The sequence below is a fragment of the Streptomyces sp. NPDC030143 genome (assembly GCF_055573695.1).
Window position 1 is genome coordinate 251,208 of sequence record NZ_JBVIAY010000002.1, and the last position, 23,862, is coordinate 275,069.

The following is a 23,862-nucleotide window of genomic DNA, read 5'->3' on the forward strand; positions in this document are numbered from 1 at the left end:
CGCAGGGGGTCTCCACCCCAAAAGGATGGCCTGTCGAGGTCTCGTGGGGGCCCGGCCACTGTGCCCGCCGGGGCCGCGCGGTCCGGTGCCTGGCGATGCACGGCACCGGACCGCGCGGCCTGACCGGGCGCTCACAGTGCAGCAACCCCTGGGCTGCGGCGCTCCGCCCCCTCACACCGGCACCAGCCCCGGGTTGCCCGCCTCCGTCACGAAGGACGCCGCCGTGGTGACGGGGGCGCCGGATGTCGTCACCGCGGCGACCGTGCGGAAGTCGGCGCGGGCGGCGTCCCGGCCGAGCGCCACGCGGAGGTAGCCGCGGCGGCCGTCGTAGAAGCGCAGGTGCGGGTTGGCCTGCAGGAGCGTGTCCCAGTTCGCGGGTCTGACCGCGCCGTCCCCGCCGCTGGCGACGGAGGTGGCGACGAGTTCGGTGCCCAGGGTCCTCGACGTCGGGTCGCCGAAGTCGGTCTTGATGTCGAAGGCGTAGCCCACGTGCACGTCACCGGTGAGGACGACCAGGTTGCGCACCCCCGCCGCGGCCGCCCCGGCGAGGACGCGGTCGCGGGAGGCGCGGTAGCCGTCCCAGGCGTCCATCGACATCAGCGGCTGTGCCGTGAGGTCCAGCCCGCGCTGGGAGAAGCAGACCTGTTGCGGCAGCACGTTCCACAGCGCCCGGGACGTCCGCCAGCCGTCGACGAGCCACTGCTCCTGGGTGGCACCGATCATGGTGCGCGCCGGATCGTCCGACTCGGGCCCGGGCGGGTGCTTGGTGTCGCCGTACGCCTGGTCCGAGCGGTACTGGCGGGTGTCGAGCACGTCGAACTGGGCGAGGTCGCCCCAGTGCAGCCGCCGGTACAGCGGCAGGTCGGGTCCGACGGGCATCCGGGCGGCCCGCAGCGGCTGGTGTTCCCAGTAAGCCCGGTAGGCGGCGGCGCGGCGCAGCAGGAACTCCTCCGGCGGGCTGCCGTGCTCGTCGACGGCGCCCGCGTAGTTGTTCTCCGTCTCGTGGTCGTCCCAGGCGACGACGAAGGGGTGGGCCGCGTGGGCCGCCCGCAGGTCGGGGTCGCTCTTGTAGAGGGCGTACCGCAGCCGGTACTCCTCCAGCGTGACGGTCTCGCGGTCGAACAGTTCGGGCAGCACCCGGTCGGTGTAGGCGCGGGCCCCGCCGGCGGAGTTCACCGCGTACTCGTACAGGTAGTCCCCGAGGTGGAAGACGACGTCCACGTCTTCCTGGGCGAGATGGCGGTGCGCGGTGAAGTACCCGTCGTGGTACGCCTGGCAGGACACCGCTCCGAAGGCCAGGGCGTCGACGGCGGCGCCGGAGCCGGGCGCGGTGCGGGTGCGGCCCGTCTCGCTGATCCAGCTGCCCGTCCGGAACCGGTAGTGGTAGGTGCGGCCGGGTTCGAGTCCGTCGACCTCGACGTGCACGGTGTGGTTGTACTCGGGGAAGGCGGTCGCGACCCCGCCTCGGACCACCCGCGCGAAGCGCTCGTCCCCGGCCACCTCCCAGACGACGGGCACGGACCGTCCCGCGAGCCCGCCGCCCGGCTCGTACGGGGCGGGCGCGATCCGGGTCCACAGCACCACCGACGTGGGCAGCGGGTCTCCGGAGGCGATGCCCAGGGTGAAGGGGTCCTCGGTGATCCGCGCCGTGTTCGCCTCCCGGGCGGCGGCCACGCCGGTGGCGGGCAGGTGCACGGCGAAGGCCACGGCGGCCACGGCGGCGGTGCGGGTCAGGAACCGGCGGCGTCCGAAGTGCCGTGCCGCGGACCGCAGTTCGGGTCCGTGGTCGGCCGGGCGGTGCAGGAGCGGGGGTCGGTGACGGCCTGTCGGTCGCATGAAGCCTGGCTCCCAGGGCTCGGTGGGGCGTCTGCGGCCCCCACGGGCCGGAGCCTGCGAGCGGCAGGCGACTCGATGCTAAGCAGACATACTTCATATGTCCGGCAGGCGGGACGGGCGTGCCGGACACGCGCCGGACCCGCCGGGCGAAGGTCGCTGATCCTCCGTCGGTCCGACGGAGGACACGCGCCGGGCCACCTGGACGAGGGCCGCTGATCCTCCGTCGGTCCGACGGCCGCGGACCCGCGCCCCGCCCGCCCGGCACCTCACACGCTCAGGTAGAAGCGCACCGCCGTCCCCTGGTCCGAGGTGTGCGTCCGCACCAGGTCGGCCACGTAGTGGACCAGCATCAGGCCCCGGCCGCCGATCTGACCGTTCCTCGGGGGCCTGCGGCCGGCGAGGAGATCGGTGAGCCGGCCCCGGTCGCTGACCTCGCACACGACCTGACCGGCCTCCGCCCAGATCCGCAGGACCCCCTGCCCGCCGCCGTGGACGACGCTGTTGGTGGTCAGTTCGGCGACCGCCAGTTCCGTGTCCTGGAGCCGCTGTCCGCTCAGGCCCAGCCGGCCCGCCTCGCCGACGGCGAAGTGGCGGACGCCGGGGAGGTCGGCGGAGCCGAAGGGGAAGACGGCGGCGTCCGCGGCGGGGACCAGCGTCTCGTTGTAGCGGGCGACGACGGCCTGCCAGTCGTAGGCGTCGCTGGCGCTCTCCAGGCCATCGGAGATGACGGTGGGGTGGGTGACGCGCGCGTCGTTCAGGACGTGCGCGTCCAGGCGGCTCTCGTCGTAGGGACACAGGATCGTCGCGGCGCGGCCAGTGAAGGCGGCGTTGATCAACGCCTCGTGCTGGGCGCACGCCGGGTACTCCACCGGGGTGCGGCCGGCCCAGATCGGCTCGCCGATGATCCGCACCCGGCCCTGCGGGTGGGCGTCGGCGAACGCCCGCAGGACGCGGGGGATGATCCGCCCCGGGTTGCGTCCGACCTCGGTCATGTCGAGGAACAGCACCCGGGCGGCGTCCGCGCCGAGCCCCGACCGGACCAGTTCCAGGTTGGGTCCGGGCACCGCCACGGCCACCGGTTCGTCCGCGGCCAGACCCTCCCGGACGAAGGTCACCGTCCGGTCGGTGTAGTCCTCGGCGGTGCGGTAGAACAGCGCCGGGTGGGCGAACTCCTCGTCGACGGCAACTGAGCTCATCGCGGCGCCACCTCGATCCTGCGCAGACTCGGCCAGAACAGGTCCAGCACCCGGGAGACCTGGGGTGGTGGCTGTTCGACCACGACACGTCCGCCCGGCAGGCCCAGGGCCGTCACCGCGAGGGCGGACACTCCGGCCACGTCGACGAACTGCACCCGCGACAGATCCATGTAGGAGACGTCGGTGTGCAGCCTGGCCAGCTCGGCCAGGGCGCTCTCCCAGGTCGGACGGGTGGTGACGCTGATGTCACCGCTGACGCGTATTCCGGCGCGACCGGACAACGGGCTCACCTCCAACACGGCCCCGCCATGCTCTGAAGCGGGTTCCCCGATGTCGCGTGTGCCATCCACCCTCGATCCCCTCGGCAGTCCGCCGCCCCTTTCTCCGTGCCGCGCGGCCGTCGGCGGAGAGAGGCCGTTCGACCTGGCAGCTTAGCGCGCACCCCGGCACCGGCGGGGACCGCCGTCGGAAGCGGGCGCGGCTCGCCGGCCGATGCCCTCCACCCGGAGTGACCCGCGGCGCCCCCGGCGCGACGATCAGCTGACGGGTTGTCGATAACGTGGGCCCGCCGCCCGCCGCCCGCCGCCCGCCGCCCGCCGCCCGCCGCCCGCCCGGCTCTCCGGCGGCGGACTCCAGCGCGCGGCCCTCGCCCGCGCCCTGCTCGCCCGGCCGAGGGTGCTGGTCTGCGACGAGATCACCTCCGGCCTCGACACGGTCGCCCGACGCGCCCTCTTCGACCTCCTCACCGGCCTGCTCCACGACGGCGGCGACCTGTCCCTCCTCCTCCTCACCCACCACCCGGACACCGCACGCCTGGCCGACCGTGTCGCGGTCGTGGACGAAGGCCGGCCGGTCGCACCGGACGCGGGGGAGAAGGGCCGCGGAAAACCGCTGGCGCCGCCGGCCCGCCCCTCCCTAGGCTGAGCCCGCGACGGCACGCGTCGCACGCAGCGCACGCCGCGCACGACCTGACGAACGGGAGGTGTGACCGATGACCGCCGCCACCAACGGCGCCGTCCACAGCGACGGTGACCGGACGATCGTCCACTCCACCTCCGCGGTGACCGGCTGACCCCTTGAGTTCACGCGCGCCGTGAGCGCGCCGCCGGGACCGCCCCGTGAAGGGTCTGTCTTGAACCTCTCCACCTCCCCGGCCTCCTCCCACCCCCTCGCCGCCTACGGCTGGGACGAGGGATGGGCCGCCGCGTTCGCGCCGTACGCCGAACGAGGACTCCTGCCCGGCCGCGTCGTCCGCGTCGACCGCGGGCAGTGCGACGTCGTCACCGCCGACGGGGTGATGCGCGCCGACACGGCGTTCGTCACCCCGCACGACCCGCTGCGCGTGATCTGCACCGGGGACTGGGCCGCCGTCGACGCCGACGGCACCCCGCGTTACGCCCGGGCCTGCCTGCCGCGCCGCACCGCGTTCGTGCGGTCCACCTCCTCCAAGCGGTCCGAGGGACAGATCCTCGCCGCCAACGTCGACCACGCCGTCGTCGCCCTGTCCCTGGCCGTCGAACTCGACCTCGGACGGGTGGAACGGTTCGTGGCGCTGGCCTGGGAGTCCGGCGCCCAGCCCGTCGTCGTGCTCACCAAGGACGACCTCGTGCCCGACCCGGCCGCGCTGGCGCACCTCGTCGAGGACGTCGAACGCAGCGCGCCCGGCGTCCCCGTGCTCACCGTCAGCGCCCGGCTCCAGCAGGGCGTCGAGGAACTCGCCCTCCAGCTCGGCCGGGGCACCACCGTGCTGCTCGGCGCGTCCGGCGCGGGCAAGTCGACCCTCGCCAACGCCCTCGCCGGGCAGGACGTGATGGATGTCCGCGCCACCCGCGACATGGACGGCAAGGGACGGCACACCACGACCACCCGCAACCTGCTCCCGCTGCCCGGCGGCGGCGTCCTGATCGACACGCCGGGGCTGCGCGGGGTCGGACTGTGGGACGCCGGGGCCGGCGTCGGCCAGGTCTTCGCCGAGATCGAGGAACTCGCCCGCGACTGCCGCTTCCAGGACTGCGCGCACGAGCGCGAGCCGGGCTGCGCGGTGCTGGCCGCCGTCGACGACGGCGACCTGGCGGTCCGGCGGCTGGACAGCTACCGCAAGCTCGTCCGGGAGAACCGGTGGATCGTCGCCAAGTCCGACGCCCGGCTCCGCGCCGACGTCCGCCAGCACTGGAAGCGCAAGCAGGCCGCGGGCCGGGCCGCGGCGCGGGCCAAGCGCGGGGAGTGGTGGTGACCCCCACGAGCTGACACCCCGCCGCCGCGCCCGCTCCACCTCTGTGTCCGAATCCCGCTGGCCGATCCACCGCCGCGGACCAAGACTGGAACGCGTGAGAGACCGGGTGACAGACCCCGTGACGGACGGGGACAGCAGGTACGAGGCGGTCCGCAGCAGGGACGCCCGCTTCGACGGCGCGTTCTTCTTCGCCGTCGAGACGACCGGCATCTACTGCCGGCCCAGCTGCCCCGCCGTGACGCCGAAACGCCGCAACGTGCGGTTCTTCACGACGGCCGCCGCCGCGCAGGGCTCGGGATTCCGGGCCTGCCGGCGGTGCCGCCCGGACGCCACGCCCGGCTCGGCCGAGTGGAACGTGCGCGCCGACGTCGTCGGCCGCGCCATGCGCCTCATCGGCGACGGCGTCGTCGACCGCGAGGGCGTCGCCGGACTCGCCGCCCGTCTCGGCTACAGCGCCCGGCAGGTGCAGCGGCAGCTCACCGCCGAACTCGGCGCCGGTCCGGTCGCCCTCGCGCGGGCGCAGCGCGCGCACACCGCGCGGGTGCTGCTCCAGACCACCGGCCTGCCGGTCACCGACATCGCCTTCGCCTCCGGGTTCGCCAGCGTGCGCCAGTTCAACGACACCGTCCGGGCCGTGTACGCGCAGACCCCGACCCAGCTGAGGGCCGCCGCCCCACGGCAGGGACGCACGGCCGCCCCCGGAGCCGGGATCCCGCTGCGGCTCGCCCACCGGGGCCCCTACCACGCCGCCACCGTCTTCGACCTGCTGCAGGACGAGGCGGTCGCCGGAGTGGAGGAGATGGCCGGCCCCCCGGGCGGACGCACCTACCGCCGCACGCTGCGCCTGCCCTACGGCACCGGGATCGTCGCCGTCCGGGAGCGGGCGGGCACCGCGCCTGCCACCGCCGTCCACCCCGGCGGCTGGCTCGACGCCCGCCTCCACCTCACCGACCCCCGTGACCTCACCACCGCCGTCCAGCGGCTGCGCCGGCTGTTCGACCTGGACGCCGACCCCTACGCCGTCGACGAACGGCTCGGCGCCGACCCGCGGCTCGCCCCGCTCGTCGCCGCCCGCCCCGGGCTGCGCGCGCCGGGCGCCGCCGACCCCGACGAGTACGCGGTGCGCGCCCTGGTCGGCCGCGCCGAGGCCGAACAGCTGGTGCGCGCCCACGGCAAGTCCCTCGACGCGCCCTGCGGGGGCCTCACCCACCTCTTCCCCGAACCGGCTGCCCTGGCGGAGACACCGGGCCCCGTGGGGACCCTCGCCGCCGCCCTCGCCGACGGCACCGTGCGCCTCGACCCCGGCGCCGACCGGGACGACGCCCAGGAAGCGCTGCTCGCGCTGCCCGGTCTGGACGGCCCCGCGGTCGCCGCGATCCGGGCCCGCTCCCTCGGCGACCCCGACGTCGCGCCGCCCGACGCGGACGTCCCCGACACCTGGCGGCCCTGGCGGACGTACGCCCTGCACCACCTGCGGGCCGGGCGGCTCACACCGCGGGGCGCGCCGTGAGAGCGGCGTCGGGCAGCGCGAGCAGTTCCACGATCCCGGTCGTGTCCTCGTCCCCGTGCCCGCCGGCCAGCCGGCGCTCCATCAGCGCCATGTACGGCGTCAGCAGCTCCGTACTGACGCCCTGCTCCTCGGCCGTGGCCAGCAGGGTGGCGTTGCCCGCGACCTGCATGGCCAGGTTGGACACCACGCCCCGGCCGTAGTCGCCGCTCTCCAGCTGCGCGGCCGCCTGCAGGGCCATCGGCGCCATCGCGCCGAGCCACGACACCAGCAGCGGCGCGAAGTCGGAGGGCGCGATGTCCTCCCGCCGGATCAGCGCGAAGGCGTGCAGGATGCCCGCGAACATCGAGTTCATCGCGCTCAGCAGCGCCACGTCGTGCAAGGCGGCGAAACCGGCGTCCGCACCCACGTACACGGCCCCGGCGGGCACGGCGAGGGCCTCCCGGTGCTCCTCGAAGAGACCGGCGGAACCGCTGTAGAAGACGTACGCCCCGCTCTCGGGCGCCCCGACCATCGGCGGTACGGCCATGATCCCGCCGTCCAGGAACCGGGCTCCGCGCGCCGTCGCCCAGGCGCCCCGGGCGCGGCCCTGCGCGGGCGTGCCGGTGGTGAGGTTCACCAGGTCGCGGCCGGTGAGGTCGGCCTGTGCGAGGGCCGCGCCGACGGACGCGTCGTCGAGCAGGCAGACGACCACCAGCCGGTTCGCCGCCACCGCGGCCGCCGCGCTCGGGGCGACGACGGCACCCTCCGCGGCGAGGGCCTCGGCACGGGCCGGGGTGCGGTTCCAGACGGTCACGGAATGCCCGGCGGCCAGCCAGGCGCGGGCGAGCGCGGTCCCCATGGCACCGGCGCCGAGCAGAGAGATCGGGGAAAGGGTGTTGTCGGTCATGGCGACTAGGCTCGTGCCCGGCGGCCGGCCTGCTCAAGTACGTACTCCGAAGTGGGCGGTTACCGCCGGGAAAGCATCCAGGCAGGGGGAGGACGGCATGGCGATCGGCCGGCGGCCGGGAGCGTACGTGTGCGGCATCGACGCGGCGATGGACGTCATCGGCGGCAAGTGGAAGGTACTGATCCTCTGGGAGCTGCACGAGGGACCGCGCCGCTTCGGCGCGCTCCGGCGGGGCCTGCCGGGCGTCACGGAGAAGGTCCTCGCCGCCCAGCTGCGCGAGCTGGAGGCCGACGGCATCGTGCACCGCGAGGAGTACGACGAGGTGCCGCCCCGGGTCGTGTACTCGCTCACCCGCCGCGGTGAGTCCCTCAACGAGGCCCTGGGCCCGCTCGGGGCGTGGGGCCGGGAGAACCTCCTGGAAGGTCCCCGCCTCACCCCCACAGCACCGCCCACAGCCACGCCCCCAGGATCAGCAGGCAGGTGAACAGCTCCGCGAGGATGCTGGAGCCGCCCGCGCCCATCACCGTGCGCAGGGACGCGCGGGCCGCGTCGGGGCGGCCCAGCCGGATGCGTTCGGACAGGTAGACGCCGCCGAGGAAGCCGGGGATCGCGCCGACCACCGGCAGCAGGAAGAACCCGAGGAACGCCCCGGCGCCCGCGTACCCCGCCATCCGGCGGGTCGCGCCGCTCACCCGCAGCCGGCGCGGTGGCAGCGCCCAGCGCACCACCTGCGACAGGAACAGCACGACCGTCGCCCCGACGAGCACGGCCCAGGCGACGGGCCGCGGGTCCTTCAACGCCCACCACAGGACGGCCGCCCACACCAGCCAGGAACCCGGCACACCCGGGACCAGCACCCCGCACACACCGAGCAGGATGACCAGACCCACCAGCAGGAGTTCCCACGCTCCCATCTGCCCAGCCTGCCGGACTCCGGGAGAATCCGCAGGTCAAGACCGATGCCCCACGCATGCGGCAGGCCGTCGGCAGCCACCGCGGTCGAACCGGGACCCGCCGCCGACGCGGGTGCCCGCGCCCGCGTCCTCGGCGGTGGTCCCGGGACGCGGTCACCGTTCGCGCGTCACCCATCCCCGCTCGTGCGCGTGCCAGCCCAGTTGGAGCCGCGTCGACGCGCCCGTGAACTCCATCAGCCGCCGCACCCGCCGCTGCACGGTCCGCAGCCCCAGACCGAGCTGCTTGGCGACGCTCGCGTCGGTCAGGCCCGCCGGCAGCAGCGACAGGATCTCCAGATCGGCGACGTCCGGGCCGTCCGGGCCGCCTTCCTCCCGCGCGACGCCGTCCGTGCCCAGCCGCAGCGGCAGGGCCCCCCGCCACACCGACTCGAACAGACCCGACAGCAGCTCCAGCAGCCCGCCGGCGTGCACCACCAGCGCGGCCGGCTCCGCACCGCGGCCGGCCAGCGGCACCAGGGCGAGCGAACGGTCCGCCACGACCAGCTTCGTCGGCACCTCGTCCACCACCCGCACCCGCTCCCCCCGCCCCAGCGCCGCGGACAGCTCCGTGACACCGTGCGGCTGGCCGAGGACCGCCCGCTCCAGCACCACGCGGTAGCGCACCCCGCGGGCCGCCGCCTGCTCCTCGGCGTCGTTCTCCGCGCCGACCACCGCCACCGGCGTGCCGGTCACCAGCGCGCACACCTCCTCGCTCGCGCCCAGCTGGATCTGCAGGAAACGCTGGGCGACCGCGGCGGCACCCGTCACCACCTCCACCAGGTCGTGCACCGACGGCTCGGCCGGCGCCGCCCGGTACTCCTCGGCCAGCAGCACCGCCGCCGGCTCCGCCTGCTCCAGCTCGTGCCGCCGCCGGGTCAGCAGCGCGCCCAGCGCGACGCCCGGCGGCGCCGAGACCCCAGCGTCCGGGCCGCCCCGGGGACTGCGCGGCCAGCCCGTGCCGCTCCAGCCGGCGCAGCGCCCGCTCGGTGTCCTCCTCGCCGAGCGTCAGCCGACGCGCCAGATCGGGCACGTCGGCGGCGCCCACCGTCACCAGCGCCCGGTACGCCGACTCGTGCGTCTCGTCCAGCCCGATCGCCGACAGCATCCGGTGTCGTCCCTCCCCGCGCCCGCCCCTTCGCGGGTGGCGGGAAACAGCCACGGCGCGAACCCGCCACCGCGCATCATCGCCCGCGAGCCGGTCACTCTGCCGAGGTGAGGCCACGCGTCCTCACCGGTGGTGACCCACGAGCGGCCGCGAGCGTCCGTCACAGCGGACGCCCAGATGGGCTGGGCACACTCTGGCCCGCACCCCGGAACGTGGTCCGGGCTCATCGTGCGCAGGGGCGCTTTCAGAGGATATGAGCCCGCGCCACCGAAGTCGCCGGACGGTCCTCCCGTGGGGGGTGGGACCGTCCGGCGGCCTCCCCCTCGCGGGGGGAACCGTCCGCCGATTTTCCCGATGCCCCGTTTTCACACGGCCGGTGCGGTGGACAATCAGGGGCATGAGCCAGCAGGGGGGAACGCCCACCGGTCGCGAGGACGACTGGTGGGGGCAGCTGTACGACGACTCCACCGAGGACACCGGGCCCACGGCCGCCGCCGACTCGCTGGACGACCGCTTCGCCTCGGCGGCGGGAGCGGTGCGCTCGGCGGGCGGAACGGACGACACGATCCCACCGGCACCGGCACCGGCACCGGCACCGGCACCGGCGTCGCCGGCCGGACCGCCACCGTCGGCGGAACCGCCACCGGCGCCGGTCCCGCCCCAGAGATCGGAACCGGCCGGGACACCCGGACGCGCAGAGGCGTCGGGCCGGGAGAGGGATCCGGACGAGCCCGGTGGGCCGGGACGGGCGGCGGCTTCGGACCGGTCCGGTGCGTCGGGCCGGCGGGGGCCTTCGGACACCGGCCCTTCCCGTCGCTCCGGTGCGCCGGACCGGTCCGACCGGCGGGCGCCGGAGACCCCGGTGACCACCAGACCCCCCGGGGCCCCCGAACCGGCACCTCCCACGCCTCCGGCACCGTCTCAGGCACCCCCTGCACCCCCCGCCCCTCCGGCACCTCCCACACCTCAGGCACCCCCCGCATTTCCGGCACCTCCCGCGCCTCCGGCACCGTCAGCACCCCCGGAACCTCCGCCGCCTCCGACCTCCGCACGGCCCCGTGCTCCCTGGGAACCTCCGTCGGACCCGCCCGCCGACCCCACCACGTTTCTTCCGGGCCCCCTGCCTCCCGGGTTCGACGAGCGTCCGCCGCACGGCGCCGCCCCGTCCCCGTCCGCACCCACCGCCTCCGGTCCCGGCTCCGGCCCGGCCGTCGTCCCGCCGGTCCCACAGAGCCCCCCGCCCGCTCCCGGGCGTCGGCCCGCGGCCAAGCCCTACGTCGGTTCCGGCCCGCCCACCTACGACGCCGAGCCCACCGCGCTCCCGGCCGCCGACGCCGACGCCCTCGACGACCTGGTTCCCGACACCGTCCTGGACGGCGCCCGCTACGGTGCCTGCACCCTGAGGGCCGCCTCGGTGCGCGGGGACTCCGCCCGCTACCGGGGCGAGCCGCGCCGCGACTTCCTCCTCACCGCCCGCTTCGGCAGCGGCGAGCAGGCGCTGCTCCTGGTCGCGATGGCGACCGGCGCCCGGGCCACCGCGGGCGCGCACCGGGCGGCCGCCGAGGCGTGCCGGTGGATCGGACGGGCCGTCGGCCGCAGCCACGTCCGCCTCTGCGAGGACATGAGAGGAGCCCGGCGCGGCGACCTGAAGTCCGGCCTGCACCGCCTCACCGACCGCAGTCTCGGCCGGCTCCGCGCCAGCGCCGCCGAACAGGGCCTGGAACCCGGGGAGTACGCGGCGACCCTGCGCTGTCTCCTGCTGCCCGCCGACCCCGCCTGCCGGACCCGGGTCTTCTTCGGCGTCGGCCCCGGCGGACTGTTCCGTCTCCGCGAGGGCGAGTGGCAGGACATCGAGCCCAGGGCCGGTGAGGTCGTCGGCGAGCCGGTCGTCGGGTTCGGCTCACCGCCGTCCGAGACGCCCGAGGGCGACCGGCTCACCATGGATCTGGGCATCCCGACGCCGCCGAACCCCTACGACCCGGACCCCGGGCCGCCCCGCGAACCCTTCCGGTTCCGCGCCTCCGTGGCCCGTCCGGGGGACACGCTCCTGATGTGCACCGGCGGCCTCGCCGACCCGCTGCTCGGCGAACCCGAACTCCGTGCCCACCTCACCGAACGGTGGTCCGGCCCCACGGCTCCCGGTCTGGCCGCCTTCCTCGCCGACACTCAGATCCGGGTCAAGGGATATGCGGACGACCGTACGGCCGCCGCCGTGTGGGAGGCGTGACGCGGGCCGCCGTGGATTCATGGGATCCGGAGGGACCCGATGGATCCACGGAGACCGAAGGGGCATGAGAGCACCATGGCCAAACAGAACGTTGCCGAACAGTTCGTCGACATCCTCGCCCGCGCCGGGGTCGAACGTCTCTACGGGGTCGTGGGCGACAGCCTGAACCCGGTGGTGGACGCCGTCCGCCGCAACCCCGCCATCGACTGGGTGCACGTCCGCCACGAGGAGACCGCCGCCTTCGCCGCCGGTGCCGAAGCGCAGATCACCGGGAAACTCGCGGCGTGCGCCGGTTCCTGCGGGCCGGGCAACCTGCACCTCATCAACGGCCTGTACGACGCCCACCGCTCCATGGCACCCGTCCTCGCCCTCGCCTCCCAGATCCCCTCCAGCGAGATCGGCCTCGGCTACTTCCAGGAGACCCACCCCGACCGGCTGTTCCAGGAGTGCAGTCACTACAGCGAACTCGTCTCCAGCCCCGAGCAGATGCCGAGGCTGCTGCACACCGCCATCCAGAACGCCGTCGGCCGCAGCGGCGTCAGCGTCGTCACGCTCCCCGGTGACATCGCCGGCCGGCCCGCCCCGGAGCGGGCGGCCGGGACGGCCCTCGTCACCTCCCGGCCCACCGTCCGCCCAGGTGACGCGGAGATCGACCGGCTGGCGCGGATGATCGACGAGGCGGACCGGGTCACCCTGTTCTGCGGCAGCGGCACGGCCGGCGCCCACGCCGAGGTCATGGAGTTCGCGGAGAAGGTGAAGTCCCCGGTGGGACACGCCCTGCGCGGCAAGGAGTGGATCCAGTACGACAACAGGTTCGACGTGGGGATGAGCGGTCTCCTCGGCTACGGCGCCGCCTACGAGGCCACCCACGAGTGCGACCTGCTGATCCTGCTCGGCACCGACTTCCCGTACAACGCGTTCCTCCCCGACGACGTGCGGATCGCGCAGATCGACGTCAGGCCCGAACACCTCGGCCGGCGCTCGAAGCTGGACCTGGCCGTGTGGGGGGACGTGCGCGAGACCCTGCGCTGTCTTCTCCCGCGGGTGCGGGAGAAGACGGACCGGCGCTTCCTCGACAAGATGCTGAAGAAGCACGCCGACGCGCTGGAGGGCGTCGTCAAGGCGTACACGCGGAAGGTGGACAAGCACGTCCCCATCCACCCCGAGTACGTCGCCTCCGTGCTCGACGAACTCGCCGACGAGGACGCGGTGTTCACCGTCGACACCGGCATGTGCAACGTCTGGGCGGCGCGTTACCTCTCGCCCAACGGCCGCCGCCGCATCATCGGTTCCTTCTCACACGGCTCGATGGCGAACGCGCTGCCCATGGCGATCGGCGCCCAGTTCACCGACCGTGAGCGGCAGGTCGTGTCGATGTCGGGGGACGGCGGGTTCTCCATGCTGATGGGCGACTTCCTCACCCTCGTCCAGTACGACCTGCCCGTGAAGGTCGTCCTCTTCAACAACTCCTCGCTCGGCATGGTCGAGCTGGAGATGCTCGTCGCGGGCCTGCCCTCGCACGGCACGGCGAACAAGAACCCCGACTTCGCCGCCGTCGCCCGCGCCTGCGGGGCCCACGGGGTGCGCGTGGAGAACCCCAAGGACCTTCCCGGGGCCCTGAAGGCCGCCTTCAAGCACAAGGGTCCGGCCCTCGTCGACGTCGTCACCGATCCCAACGCGCTGTCCATCCCGCCGAAGATCAGCGCCGACATGGTGACCGGGTTCGCGCTGTCGGCGTCGAAGATCGTGCTGGACGGCGGCGTCGGACGCATGCTCCAGATGGCCCGCTCCAACCTGCGCAACGTGCCGCGGCCTTGAGGGGTCCTTGCCCCATGCCCGCCTGGGCCGCGCGGCCCGGTACCGGACTGTTCGCAGCTCCCAGCCGCCGCGGATGCCTGAGGGGGTCCTTGCCCCATGCCCGCCTGGGCCGCGCGGCCCGGTACCGCACCTCGCCGCGTTGCCGGAAAGCCCTGGTAGCGGAGTTACCAGGCTTTCCGGCGCCTTGCGATGCACGGCACCGGACGACGCGGCCTGATCAGGCGCTCACAGTGCGCGGACCCCTGAGTCAGTCGGTCACGGGGACCCACCGGCGTTGCCCGCCGTCCGAGTCGTACGCGTAGCGGGGCAGGCCCTTGATGCCGCTGGTGCGGAACGGGCGGCCGTGGTCGTCGATGCGGACCGTGCCCGTGCGGCCCTGGGAGGACCAGTCGAGTTCGAGGTACCAGGAGCAGGCGCAGCTCTCGGTCCGAGCGGTGACCAGCAGCACCTCCGGGTCGGTGGCCGACACGCTGTAGGGCATGCGGACCGCCGGGATCGGGGTGCCCGTGTCGTTGCCGTCCACCGAGCGGGCGATCGGGCGGTCCCTGTCCAGGTCGACGGCGAAGTGGCGGGGGCTGATCGCGCCGCCGCAGCCCTGGTCCATCGCGTAGACGCTGCCCGTGGCGGGAGCGGTCCGGCCGACGACCCGCACCCGAAGACCCGTCAGGACGACGGCCGCGGAGCCGCGGCCCTGCACCGAGATCTCCACGTTGGTCTTCCGCCCGTGCACCGCGCCCTGGGTGGCCGCCCAGGGGCCGGCGTCCTGCGGCACCGGGGGCGGCGGCACCTGCGCCGGCGGCTTGCGGACGACGTAGTCGTGACTGCACCCGAACTCCCACACCTGCGCGTCGGCGGTCCAGGTGAGCGGCACGGCGGGGGCCGCGCCGTCCGTCCCGGCGGTGCCCGGGGCGGCGGACGACGGCTTCCCCGGTCTCCCCGGCCTCCCCGCGGTGGGGGAGGGCGAGTCGCCGCCGGGCCGGGCGGAGGGGGAGGCGGACGGCGACACGGAGGCCGTGGGGGCGGGTGACCGGTGCGGCGCCGCCGGGGCCGTCGTCCGGGCCGAGGCCGAGGAGCCGTCCGCCGCGGGAGGCCCAGGGTCGTCGGCGGGCAGCGCGGACAGCGTGCCCAGCGTGGCCAGGAGCACACAGGTCAGAGCGGCGAGCAGAGCCGTGCGGCGGCGCCGGTGCCAGGGGCGGGCCGGGGGAGCGGGGGCGTCCACCGGCCCCGGCCTCCCACCGGCCACCTCCGGCAGCATCCGCCCCGATCCCCTCCCGGCCCGCTCCACCGGCCCGTGTCCCGGCCCGTCCTGACGTCCGTCCGCCGGCCCGTCCTGGTGTCCGTCGGTCGGTTCGTCCTGGTGTCCGTCGGTCGGTTCGTCCTGGTGTCCGTCGGTCGGTTCGTCTGCCGGTCCCTCCTGGTGTCCGTCCCGCGGGCCGTCGGTCGGTTCGGGTGCGGGTCCCTCCTGGTGTCCGTCCCGCGAGCCGTCCGCGGATCCGGGTGCGGGTCCCTCCGGCGGTCCGTCCGGCGGCTGTGCCGTGCGCGGACGTTGCCGTGCCGCCACCGCCAGGAGCCAGCGCCGGTGCAGTTCGAGCCGCTCCTGCGGCGAGGCCCCGCAGAACTCGGCGAGCCGCTCCACGGGCGCGAAGTCCTGCGGTACGGCGTCCCCGGCGCAATAGCGGTGCAGCGTGGAGGTGTTCATGCCGAGTCGGCGCGCCAGGGAGCCGTAGCTCCGCTCGGTGCGCGCCTTCAGCTCCGTCAGCAGGGCCCCGAACTGCGCGACCTCGTCCGGTGTTGTCGACACCGTTCTCCTCGTCCGTCCCGACCCGCATCCCAGGCACTCACATATCTGCACGTCAGAAGGGATGGGATGGTTCCATGCCCGCCGAACGGGCGTCATGGCTTGCCCCCGGCCGGGGTGCCCGCCGATGCTCTTGGTGTCGCCGCGGGGCGGTGCCGGGCCGACCACCCGCCACCCCGCGACGCCCACCGATCCCTGCCTTCACTCACTCACTCACTCACGGGGGGACACCCATGTCCAAGCACATCCGAGCGCTCACCGCGCTCACCGCACTCGCCTCCGCCGGCCTCGCCCTCGGCACCGTCCTCACCGCACCGGCGGGCGCCGCTCCCGCGCCGAGGCAGCCCGCGTTCCTCTCCGCGAAGGAGCTTCCGCCGCACCCCTCGTCGACGTGGACGGCCGGGCCGGTCCGGGACGGCGTCCCGGAGTCGCTGCTGAACTGCGTCACGGACGCGCTGCCGGGCTACGACTCCCGTTATCGCGAGTTCCGCACCGACCTCGACGCCGGCGCCGAGCAGGTCACGTTCGTCGTCGGCAGCACCGCCAAGGCCAAGGCCCTGGCCGGACGCCTGAACGAGGAGATGCGCACCTGCGCCGCCGAGATCGAGCAGGCCGACCCGGAGACGGACGCGGCCGTACGGGACTACGGCGCCCTCGCGGTCGAGGAGGGCGCCCACGTGTACGGCCTGCACACCGAGACCTCGTGGGGCGCCACCGACATCCACCTCTTCTCGGTCGGCCGGGACGGCCGGACCGTGACCCTCGTCCAGTGGGGCCAGATGGGCGACTTCGCGGACGCCCCGGTGCAGGCCTTCAGGAAGACGACCACCACGGCCGTCACCAAGCTCTACTGACCGCACGGCCACCGCAGGGAAAGAAGGGGCCGCCGCCCTCCCGCCACGGGGGTCGGGAGGGCGGCGGCCCCGCACCATCCCCCGGCCACCGGCAACCTCGCCGGGCCGGCGGCTTCTTTTCGGCCAACTTCCCCGGCGCCCCGGCGTCGGGCACCACGCGCCCCACCCCTTCCTCGTATACGGCCGGGTCGGCAGACACGCCTCGGTGAAGCGGCGCACCCGCTCCGGACGGACGCACCGGCTCACCACTCCTCGCCGGGGCGGCACCCGCGCGCCGCCTCGCGCGCGGGTGCACGCCGGTCGGCGGCCTGCCCGCGCCGCCGACCGGTGAACGGCTGACCCATGCTCGGGGACCGGCGGCCACCAGGGGTTTCCGCCGACGGGGCCGGCCCGGGCAGGGACCGCGACACCCGCTCACCGGTGCTCGGCCCGCCCGACGCCCGGCCGGTGCGACACCCGTCGGGACCGGCGGAAGCGGTCCGCGGACTTGGCCGAACATCCGGTCGTTGATGATTCGACATGACTGGTCCCGTGTCGATCGGGCAAGCATCCCCGTGAACGTGTTCGAGCAGGAGGGAAACCGACATCGGCACGCGGGCGGGGGTCATGAAGAGGCAGGCACGAGGCAGCGGTTCCACGGTGATCGCGGCCACCTCGAAGAACACGGGGACAGCACGGGACAAGACCGACGGCGACGACGAGCGGGCCCGGGCGGCCCAGTTGCGGCGCAGACTGGGGAGCGCGGACCTGCGGGCCGTCCCCGAGACCCGCCGGGCACTGCGCGAACTGCTGCGGCACTGGGGGGAACCGGGACAGTCGGAGACGGCGGAACTGCTCACCAGCGAGCTCGTCACCAACGCGCTCGTCCACACCGACCACGACGCGGTGGTCACGGCGACCGTTTCGGCGGAGGGGCTGCGGGTGGAGGTGCGGGACTTCGTGGCCCGTGGTCCGCGACCACGCCCGCGGCACACCGAGGGCACGAACGGCCGGGGCCTGGTCCTGGTGGAGTCCCTCGCCGACGCGTGGGGGGTGCGGGCGCACGGCGTCGGCAAGGTGGTGTGGTTCGAGCTGGACGCCGAAGCGGCGTGACCACGACGACGTGAACCACGGGAAGGGGCCGCGACCTCGCCGGTCGCGGCCCCTTCCCGTGGTGCTCCCGCCCGGCCGTCAGCCGAACTGCTGCTCCAGGTCCTTGAGCTTGCGCTCCAGGGAGTCCAGGCGCGGCAGGGCCATGGTGTCGTCCTCGGCGGTGAGGTCGACGGTGATCGGGTCAGAACTCTGGCGAACGGGCTGCAGGGAGGGCCGCGTACGCACGGGCAGCTGCTCCGGCGAGCTCGCTATGGCAGGCTCCGCGGAGACTCGTTCGCCGGCCCGCTCGAGCGTGGCCTGCGTCTCCATCTGACGGCCGCCGCGGCCCGGGAAACCCCGGTGCCCCCGGCTGATCGCCTTCAGCTGGGCCCGCTCCACGCGCTGCTGCTCGCGGCGGCGCATCCGGGTCTGCTCCTTCTGGCGCTTGTCCTCGCGGACCTCCTCGACGGCCTCGTCCAGGCTGCGCACACCCTCCAGCAGCATCAGCGACCACGCCTTGTAGGTCTCGCGGGGGGCACGCAGCCAGCGCACGACGCGGATCTGCGGCAGCGGCCGCGGCACGAGGCCCTGCTCGCGCAGCGCGGCGCGGCGGGTCTGCTTCAGTGCGCGGTCGAAGAGGACGGCCGCCGAGAGCGACATGCCCGCGAAGAAGTGGGGGGCGCCGTCGTGGCCGAGGCCCCGGGGGGCGTGGACCCAGTTGAACCAGGCAGCGGCGCCCGCGAACGTCCACACGAGTATCCGGGAGCCGAGTGCGGCGTCACCGTGGCTGGCCTCGCGCACCGCGAGGACCGAGCAGAACATCGCGGCACCGTCCAGGCCGAACGGCACCAGGTACTCCCAGCCGCCGGACAGATTCAGGTTCTGCCGGCCGAAGCCGACCAGTCCGTGGAAGGAGAGCGCGGCGGCGACCGCCGCGCAGCAGAACAACAGCACGTAGGAGGCGGTACCGTACAGGGCCTCCTTGCGCCTGCGGCGCTCCTCGCTGCGTTCCCACGAGTCGTCCGCGCTCGCGTTCTCCCCGGAGGAGCGCTTTCCGCGCGCGAGCACCGCCACCGCCGCCAGCATGCCCAGGAGCAGTACGGCGCCCGGAAGCAGCCAGTTCAGCGATATGTCGGTCAGTCTCATCTGGGGTCCCTTGCATTGGGATAGGGCGTAACGCCCGCCATAGTGGCCCAATCCCACCGGCCCTCAGGGGGTTTCGGGGCAAGAGGCCGCCAAGGAGGTGCAAGGGAATGCCCAAGGCGACGTTCTGCTCGAACTGCCGCTTGAGGGGCGGGAGTTGAGTTCGAACAAGACTACCCGTACGGGTGGTTCCACGGAAAGTTCCTGCGTCCGGTGAGGACGTTGTGAAGTCCCTGCGGGCCCGCGGGGGTGTCCCGTTCGGGTGATCTTACGGGACGCGGTCGGCCGTCCGGACCTGAGGGTGCCTCAACCGGCGGCTGCCGCCGTGAGTTTGGCGACGCGGTCCGCGTCGCAGGTGCGCGGGCAGGTGGCGCAGGTGTCCTCGGGGCGCACCGTGTAGAACATGCAGCAGCTCGCCCGGTCCCGGGTGGGCAGCGGCGTACCGTCCGGTCCGGTCAGCTCACGGAAGGCGGCCGAGCCGACGTATGGCCGGGTCGCGCCCGGCAGCAGCAGCTCCAGCTCGCGCCGGGCCCGCCGCTGCTCGCCGTCGCCCAGCAGGTGGGCGACGTACCACAGGCCCTCCACGATCTCGTCCGTCACCATGCCCCACAGGGCGCGTCCGCGGCGCCGCGTGCGGGGTGCGAAACCGGCGAGCAGCGGCTCGTGGTGCTCGGCGACGGCGGTCCGCACCTGCGCCCGCAGCGCCTCCTCGTCCGCGACCACCCGGGCGCCGGGCAGTGTCGCCGCCGGATCGCCGGGCAGGCAGGCGAAGGAGGCGGGCGCGCGCACGGCCATGCGCATCCCGGAGCCGGTGCGGTCGTACGAGACATGCGTCACGGGGAAGCGGGGGACCCGGCGCCGCAGGAACCACGGGACGGTGATCAGCAGGCAGGCCGGCCAGGAATACCGGTGCAGGCCGAAACTCGCGACGACGTCGGGGCGGGCCCGGCTTCCGTAGTCCCGCACCACCTGGTCGTCGTCCCAGGCCAGGAAGGCATCCAGGGCGGTGCCGCCCGCCGCGAGGTCGGCCGCGGCGACCCAGCCCTCGCCCGTCGGCGCGGGTTCCCCGTCCTCCAGCTCGGTGACGGCGAAGCCCGGATAGACCTCGGTCAGACGGGCGTAGGCCTCCGCTGTCACCGACAGGGCGATGGGCATGCGGACCCCCGATCCGTGCATCGTGTCAAGTAAGCCTAACCTTACTGGCCGGGATCGGGATGTGAATTGGCGGCCCGGTGCGCCTAAGGTGCTTGACGGACGAGTAACAACCCGCCGTAATGACCCCAAGTACCGAAACGTCCCCAGGAGGATCCCGTGGAGCAGAGCGCGCAGGGCTTTGCCGGCACGGGGATCCCCGAGGGGCACGCGGCGGCTCCGCCGCGGGTGCCCGTGCAGCCGCGGGCGGCGGACGTGGACCGTGCGCGCGGGGCGGCCCGGGGCGAGCACACCCACAGCGAGACGCCGCTGCCGCGGACGCGGCCCGTCGTCCAGCGGGCGTCCGTGCGCGGGCAGATCCTCGACGCCCTGCGCACCGCGCTCGTCTCCGGGGACCTGGAGCCGGGCGAGGTGTACTCGGCGCCGGCCCTCGGCGAGCGGTTCGGGGTGTCCGCCACGCCGGTGCGCGAGGCGATGCAGCAGCTCGCGCTGGAAGGGGCCGTCGAGGTGGTGCCCAACCGGGGCTTCCGGGTGATCGTGCGGGGCACGCGCGAACGGGCCGAGCTGGCCGAGGTGCGGGCGCTGATCGAGGTGCCGGTGATGCTGCGGCTGGCCCGGACCGTCCCCGCCGAGCGGTGGGCGCACCTGCGCCCCCTCGCCGAGGCGACGGCCCGCGCCGCGAGGTCCGGCTGCCGGGCGACCTACGCCGAGTCCGACCGCGCCTTCCACCGGGCGGTGCTGGCGCTGGCCGGCAACGAGCAACTGGTCGGCATCGCCGAGGACCTGCACCGGCGCGCCCAGTGGCCCCTGGTCGACGGTCCGGTCGGCCGGGACCGGGCGGACCTCGTCGCCGACGCCGCGGAGCACATGGCCCTGCTGGAGGCGCTGACCGCGGGCGACCTGGACACGGTGCGCACCCTGGTCCAGGAACACGTCACAGGCGCGGGCTGACCCCGGCCCACCTCCGGCACGACGGACGCCCGTAGCCAGGAACACCGGAACACCGGAACTCCTCAGCACCGGAACGAACTCCGAACATCGGAACTCGTCAAGACCGGAGCTCCGGAACACCGGGGAAGAACCCCGCCCCCCGCCCCGACGCAGCCCGCCCGCGCTCCGGGCCTCCCCGCGCCGTGCCCCGAGCTCCACCGCCCGCCCGGTGACCCGGGGCGCCGCCTCCCGTGCCGTGGGGGTGTTCCCGTCGGCCTTCCGGTTCGGGCGGTGCCGCCTGACCGTCCTCGGCCGGTCGCCGGCCGGGACGTGGCCCCGGGGTGTCGCCTCTCGTGCCGTGACGGGGTGTCGTCGGCCACCGGGCCGTGGGGGTGTCGCCTCCCGTGCCGTGACGGGGTGCCGTCGGCCACCGGGCCGTGGGCGTGGCGCTCGCGGCCGGGGCGGCGCGCCCGCTCCGGTGCCAGGGCGAGCGCCACGGGCGCGGGCCCCCGCCCCCTACGCCGTGGCCGCCGGTGGGGTGAGGTGGTGGGCCAGCCAGGTGGGGACCCCTCCCAGGAGGCGGAACAGGCGGCGGGCCTCCTCGCGCAGTCGGGAGGCCTCGGGCTCGACCTCGGCGTCCGCGAGGGAGACCAGGGCCGGGGCCGTGCCGACGAGGTAGCCCAACTCCTCCCGGATGCGCAGGGATTCGGCGAAGCCGTGGCGGGCCTCGGCGAGTTCGCCGTCACGCAGGGCGAGTCCCGCGAGGTGGCGCCAGGTGAAAGACAGCAGCAGGGCGTCGGAGTGGGCGGCGGCGGCCGTGTGGGCGCGCCGGTAGGCGGCACGCGCGGCCTGCGGGGAGCGCGCGATGTTCTCGGCGAGCAGCCCCCGGCGGAAGTCCAGCAGGGCCCGCCCCGCCGCGTCCGGCGGGATCAGCGCGGCCGCCCGGCCGAGCGCGGCCCGCGCCTCGTCGACCCGGTCGCGCACCCCGTGCAGGGTCGCCGCGTACGCCAGGTGCCCGCGTTCACAAGCGGCCGCGCCGCGCTCCTCGTCGGTGTGCGCCAGCGCCTCCGCCGTGCGCAGCGCGTCCTCCGCCTCCTGCCAGCCCTGTTCGGTGTACAGGCACCGCTCGACCAGCAGCGAGGCCCGCTGGATGGAGCCCGCCGCGGTGCCGGGCGGGAGGAGGGCCGCGGCGTCCGCCCAGCAGGCGCGCGAGCGCAGCCGCCACACCGCGGTCTGGAGGGGATCGTCACCGGCGGTCGTTCCGTTACCAGACATGGCGGGATACGCCACTTGCCCTCCCCGAGCACGCCATCGAGCTTTGGTTGGTGGCGGCATCTCAGCACGAAGTCAGGCGCCGGGCCAAGGGGGCGGGTGAAGGATTTCACAAAGTCGTGGGAAGCGGGGGTCCCCAAGGTTTCAGCTCATCCGCAGCGCCAGGAAGAAGTCCAGCTTGTCCTCCAGCCGCGACAGGTCACGACTCGTCAACTGCTCGATCCTGCCCACCCGGTAGCGCAGTGTGTTGACGTGGAGGTGCAGCCGGGACGCGCACCGCGTCCACGAGCCGTCGCAGTCGAGGAACGCCTCCAGGGTCGGGATCAGTTCGGCGCGGTGCCGGCGGTCGTAGTCACGCAGCGGGTCCAGCAGCCGGGCGGTGAAGGCCCGGCGGACGTCGTCGGGCACGAACGGCAGCAGCAGGACGTGCGAGGCCAGCTCCTGGTGCCCCGCCGCGCACACCCGGCCGGGCCGGGCGGCGGCGACCCTTCGCGCGTGCCGTGCCTCCTCCAGCGCCCCGCGCAGCCCCTCCGCGGAGTGCACGGCCGCGCTCACGCCCAGCGTGACCCGGCCGTCGCCGTCGAGCCCCGCCGACAGCGGGTCCCGCACGGAGGCGAGGAGGGCGTCGGCGAGGACGCCGGACTCGGTGCCGTCGTGCTCGACGGAGACCGCCGGCAGCGGGACCAGCGCGACGGCCTCGTCGCCGGTGTGGGCGACGGCGATGCGGTCGGAGGGCTCGGGCCCGGTGGCGTGCGGGTCGACCAGGATCTCCTCCAGCAGCGACTGGGCGACGGGGCCGGTCTCGAGTCCGTCCGCGGGACGGCCGCCCTCGCCGCCCTCGGCGGTCGGTCCCGCCTCGTCCCACTCGACGCGCGCCACGACCACCTGCCAGTGCGGGGCGGCGCCGAGCCCGGGCAGCAGTACCGGCGCCGCCACCCGCAGCCGGGCCGCGATCTCGGCGGGTGCCGCGCCGCCCTGCACCAGCTCCAGCACCTCCTGCGCGAGCCGCCTGCGCACCGTGCGCGCCGCGTCCCGGCGGTCGCGTTCGACCGCGATGAGCTGGGTGACGCCCTGGAGCAGGTCCAGGCGCTCCTCCGCCCAGTCCCCGGCGTCCGCCTCGACGGCCAGCAGCCAGTCCGACAGCACCGTCTCGCGCGCGTCGCGCCCGCCCTGCGGGGCGCGGCCGCTGCTGCGGATCGGGAAGAGCGAGTACGTGGTCGGCCCGAGCAGGACGCGGTGCGGGCCGCGGCGACCGGTGCGGACGGCCACCAGGTGCTCGGCGGCGAGCCGCGCGCACACGTCCGCCGCGAGGCCCGCACCCGCCCCCTTCGGGCCCGCGATGAGCCGCCCGGTGGGGGAGAGCACCCAGGCCCGCAGGTCCAGGTCCGAGCCGAGCAGGTCCAGCACCACGTCCGGGCCGCCGCCCGCCGGGCCCGAGGTCATCATCCGGCGGTGCCGGTCGACGACGGCCGCGAGATCCCCGGCCCGCTCGCCGGAGACCTGCCGCACGACGTGCTCGGTGATCGTCGCGAACGCCACCGACTCGTGCACCGCGAACAGCGGCAGCCGGTGCCGGGCGCAGGCCACGACCAGGTCGTCCGGCACGTCCCCCAGCTCGGCCTCCCCGGCCGCGAGCGCGGCCACCCCGGCCTGCACCAGGATCCGCACGAACGGCTCGGAGTCCGCGGCGTCCCGCCGCCAGGCCAGACCCGTCAGCACCAGCTCGCCGCCGGAGAGGTAGCGGCTGGGATCGCGCAGGTCGGTCGTCATGACGCCGCGGACGCCGCGGTCCAGTTCGTCCTCGCCGCCGAGCAGCCGCAGGCCCAGCGCGTCGGTGTCCAGCAGTGCGCGCAGCCGCATTCTCGTCGCCGCCGTTCC

General features: G+C 74.9%; 18 protein-coding genes and 2 pseudogenes. 9 read left to right on the forward strand and 11 right to left on the reverse strand.

The genetic code is table 11. The features are described from left to right. Positions 1 to 171: 171 nt before the first annotated feature. The 3 genes from ACZ4YY_RS04245 to ACZ4YY_RS04255 all read right to left on the reverse strand — a co-directional run bounded on the left by ACZ4YY_RS04245 (position 172) and on the right by ACZ4YY_RS04255 (position 3,322). Positions 172 to 1,836, reverse strand: a complete 1,665-nt coding sequence (locus ACZ4YY_RS04245; RefSeq protein ID WP_468283657.1) for an alkaline phosphatase D family protein — start codon at positions 1,834 to 1,836, stop codon at positions 172 to 174. A gap of 266 nt (positions 1,837 to 2,102) precedes the next feature. Further along, entirely contained in the window at positions 2,103 to 3,032 is a 930-nt protein-coding gene (locus tag ACZ4YY_RS04250; protein WP_468283659.1) for an anti-sigma factor RsbA family regulatory protein, read from the reverse strand. Next, positions 3,029 to 3,322, reverse strand: coding sequence for an STAS domain-containing protein (locus tag ACZ4YY_RS04255; RefSeq protein ID WP_468284342.1), 294 nt, complete (start codon positions 3,320 to 3,322; stop codon positions 3,029 to 3,031). Before ACZ4YY_RS04255 ends, ACZ4YY_RS04250 begins: the two co-directional genes overlap by 4 nt. 328 nt (positions 3,323 to 3,650) lie before the next feature. Between ACZ4YY_RS04255 and ACZ4YY_RS04260 the strand changes: the two are divergent. The 3 genes and pseudogenes from ACZ4YY_RS04260 to ACZ4YY_RS04270 form a co-directional block, all read left to right on the forward strand. Continuing rightward, positions 3,651 to 3,956, forward strand: a pseudogene (locus ACZ4YY_RS04260) (ABC transporter ATP-binding protein); the annotation flags it as partial. Between the two features lie 208 nt (positions 3,957 to 4,164). Then, complete coding sequence (gene rsgA, locus ACZ4YY_RS04265; protein WP_468283661.1) at positions 4,165 to 5,265, forward strand: ribosome small subunit-dependent GTPase A; 1,101 nt, start codon at positions 4,165 to 4,167, stop codon at positions 5,263 to 5,265. 118 nt (positions 5,266 to 5,383) lie between these two features. Then, positions 5,384 to 6,775: a bifunctional transcriptional activator/DNA repair enzyme AdaA gene (locus tag ACZ4YY_RS04270; RefSeq protein WP_468283663.1), complete on the forward strand. Its 1,392-nt coding sequence runs from the start codon at positions 5,384 to 5,386 to the stop codon at positions 6,773 to 6,775. Here the strand turns inward: ACZ4YY_RS04270 and ACZ4YY_RS04275 are convergent. Further along, a complete protein-coding gene (locus tag ACZ4YY_RS04275; RefSeq protein WP_468283665.1) occupies positions 6,753 to 7,661 on the reverse strand; it encodes an NAD(P)-dependent oxidoreductase in 909 nt (302 codons plus the stop codon). The two genes, ACZ4YY_RS04270 and ACZ4YY_RS04275, sit on opposite strands and share 23 nt — an antisense overlap. Before the next feature lie 97 nt (positions 7,662 to 7,758). On the opposite strand from ACZ4YY_RS04275, the gene ACZ4YY_RS04280 reads away from it, so the two are divergent. After that, positions 7,759 to 8,145, forward strand: coding sequence for a winged helix-turn-helix transcriptional regulator (locus tag ACZ4YY_RS04280; protein ID WP_468283667.1), 387 nt, complete (start codon positions 7,759 to 7,761; stop codon positions 8,143 to 8,145). Here the strand turns inward: ACZ4YY_RS04280 and ACZ4YY_RS04285 are convergent. Then, a complete protein-coding gene (locus ACZ4YY_RS04285) occupies positions 8,093 to 8,575 on the reverse strand; it encodes a DUF456 domain-containing protein (RefSeq protein ID WP_468283669.1) in 483 nt (160 codons plus the stop codon). The two genes, ACZ4YY_RS04280 and ACZ4YY_RS04285, sit on opposite strands and share 53 nt — an antisense overlap. 153 nt (positions 8,576 to 8,728) lie before the next feature. Next, positions 8,729 to 9,719: pseudogene (locus tag ACZ4YY_RS04290) on the reverse strand (helix-turn-helix domain-containing protein). 397 nt (positions 9,720 to 10,116) lie between these two features. On the opposite strand from ACZ4YY_RS04290, the gene ACZ4YY_RS04295 reads away from it, so the two are divergent. Together ACZ4YY_RS04295 and ACZ4YY_RS04300 are read left to right on the forward strand one after the other, a co-directional pair. Beyond that, positions 10,117 to 11,946 carry a protein phosphatase 2C domain-containing protein gene (locus ACZ4YY_RS04295; RefSeq protein ID WP_468283671.1) on the forward strand — a complete coding sequence of 610 codons (1,830 nt, stop codon included), beginning with the start codon at positions 10,117 to 10,119 and terminating at the stop codon, positions 11,944 to 11,946. 75 nt (positions 11,947 to 12,021) lie between these two features. Then, positions 12,022 to 13,764, forward strand: a complete 1,743-nt coding sequence (locus ACZ4YY_RS04300) for a pyruvate dehydrogenase (protein WP_468283673.1) — start codon at positions 12,022 to 12,024, stop codon at positions 13,762 to 13,764. Between the two features lie 247 nt (positions 13,765 to 14,011). Here the strand turns inward: ACZ4YY_RS04300 and ACZ4YY_RS04305 are convergent, their stop codons facing one another. After that, the gene (locus tag ACZ4YY_RS04305; RefSeq protein WP_468283675.1) at positions 14,012 to 15,565 is read right to left on the reverse strand and encodes a helix-turn-helix domain-containing protein; all 1,554 of its coding nucleotides are present in this window, start codon (positions 15,563 to 15,565) and stop codon (positions 14,012 to 14,014) included. A 230-nt stretch (positions 15,566 to 15,795) separates the two neighbouring features. On the opposite strand from ACZ4YY_RS04305, the gene ACZ4YY_RS04310 reads away from it, so the two are divergent. Beyond that, positions 15,796 to 16,416 carry a hypothetical protein gene (locus ACZ4YY_RS04310; RefSeq protein WP_468283677.1) on the forward strand — a complete coding sequence of 207 codons (621 nt, stop codon included), beginning with the start codon at positions 15,796 to 15,798 and terminating at the stop codon, positions 16,414 to 16,416. A 606-nt stretch (positions 16,417 to 17,022) separates the two neighbouring features. Further along, positions 17,023 to 17,508 (forward strand): ATP-binding protein, encoded by a 486-nt coding sequence (locus tag ACZ4YY_RS04315; RefSeq protein WP_468283679.1) that lies wholly within the window; start codon positions 17,023 to 17,025, stop codon positions 17,506 to 17,508. A 78-nt stretch (positions 17,509 to 17,586) separates the two neighbouring features. Here the strand turns inward: ACZ4YY_RS04315 and ACZ4YY_RS04320 are convergent, their stop codons facing one another. Beyond that, complete coding sequence (locus ACZ4YY_RS04320) at positions 17,587 to 18,633, reverse strand: DUF2637 domain-containing protein (protein WP_468283681.1); 1,047 nt, start codon at positions 18,631 to 18,633, stop codon at positions 17,587 to 17,589. 303 nt (positions 18,634 to 18,936) lie between these two features. Then, entirely contained in the window at positions 18,937 to 19,785 is an 849-nt protein-coding gene (locus tag ACZ4YY_RS04325) for a (2Fe-2S)-binding protein (RefSeq protein WP_468283682.1), read from the reverse strand. 156 nt (positions 19,786 to 19,941) lie between these two features. Here ACZ4YY_RS04325 and ACZ4YY_RS04330 point away from each other — a divergent pair, with 156 nt between their 5' ends. Beyond that, entirely contained in the window at positions 19,942 to 20,733 is a 792-nt protein-coding gene (locus ACZ4YY_RS04330; RefSeq protein ID WP_468283684.1) for a GntR family transcriptional regulator, read from the forward strand. Positions 20,734 to 21,228: 495 nt separating this feature from the next. Here the strand turns inward: ACZ4YY_RS04330 and ACZ4YY_RS04335 are convergent, their stop codons facing one another. Both ACZ4YY_RS04335 and ACZ4YY_RS04340 read right to left on the reverse strand, forming a co-directional pair. Next, a complete protein-coding gene (locus ACZ4YY_RS04335; RefSeq protein ID WP_468283686.1) occupies positions 21,229 to 21,987 on the reverse strand; it encodes a hypothetical protein in 759 nt (252 codons plus the stop codon). A gap of 141 nt (positions 21,988 to 22,128) precedes the next feature. After that, complete coding sequence (locus tag ACZ4YY_RS04340) at positions 22,129 to 23,844, reverse strand: PucR family transcriptional regulator (protein ID WP_468283688.1); 1,716 nt, start codon at positions 23,842 to 23,844, stop codon at positions 22,129 to 22,131. Positions 23,845 to 23,862 lie beyond the last annotated feature (18 nt).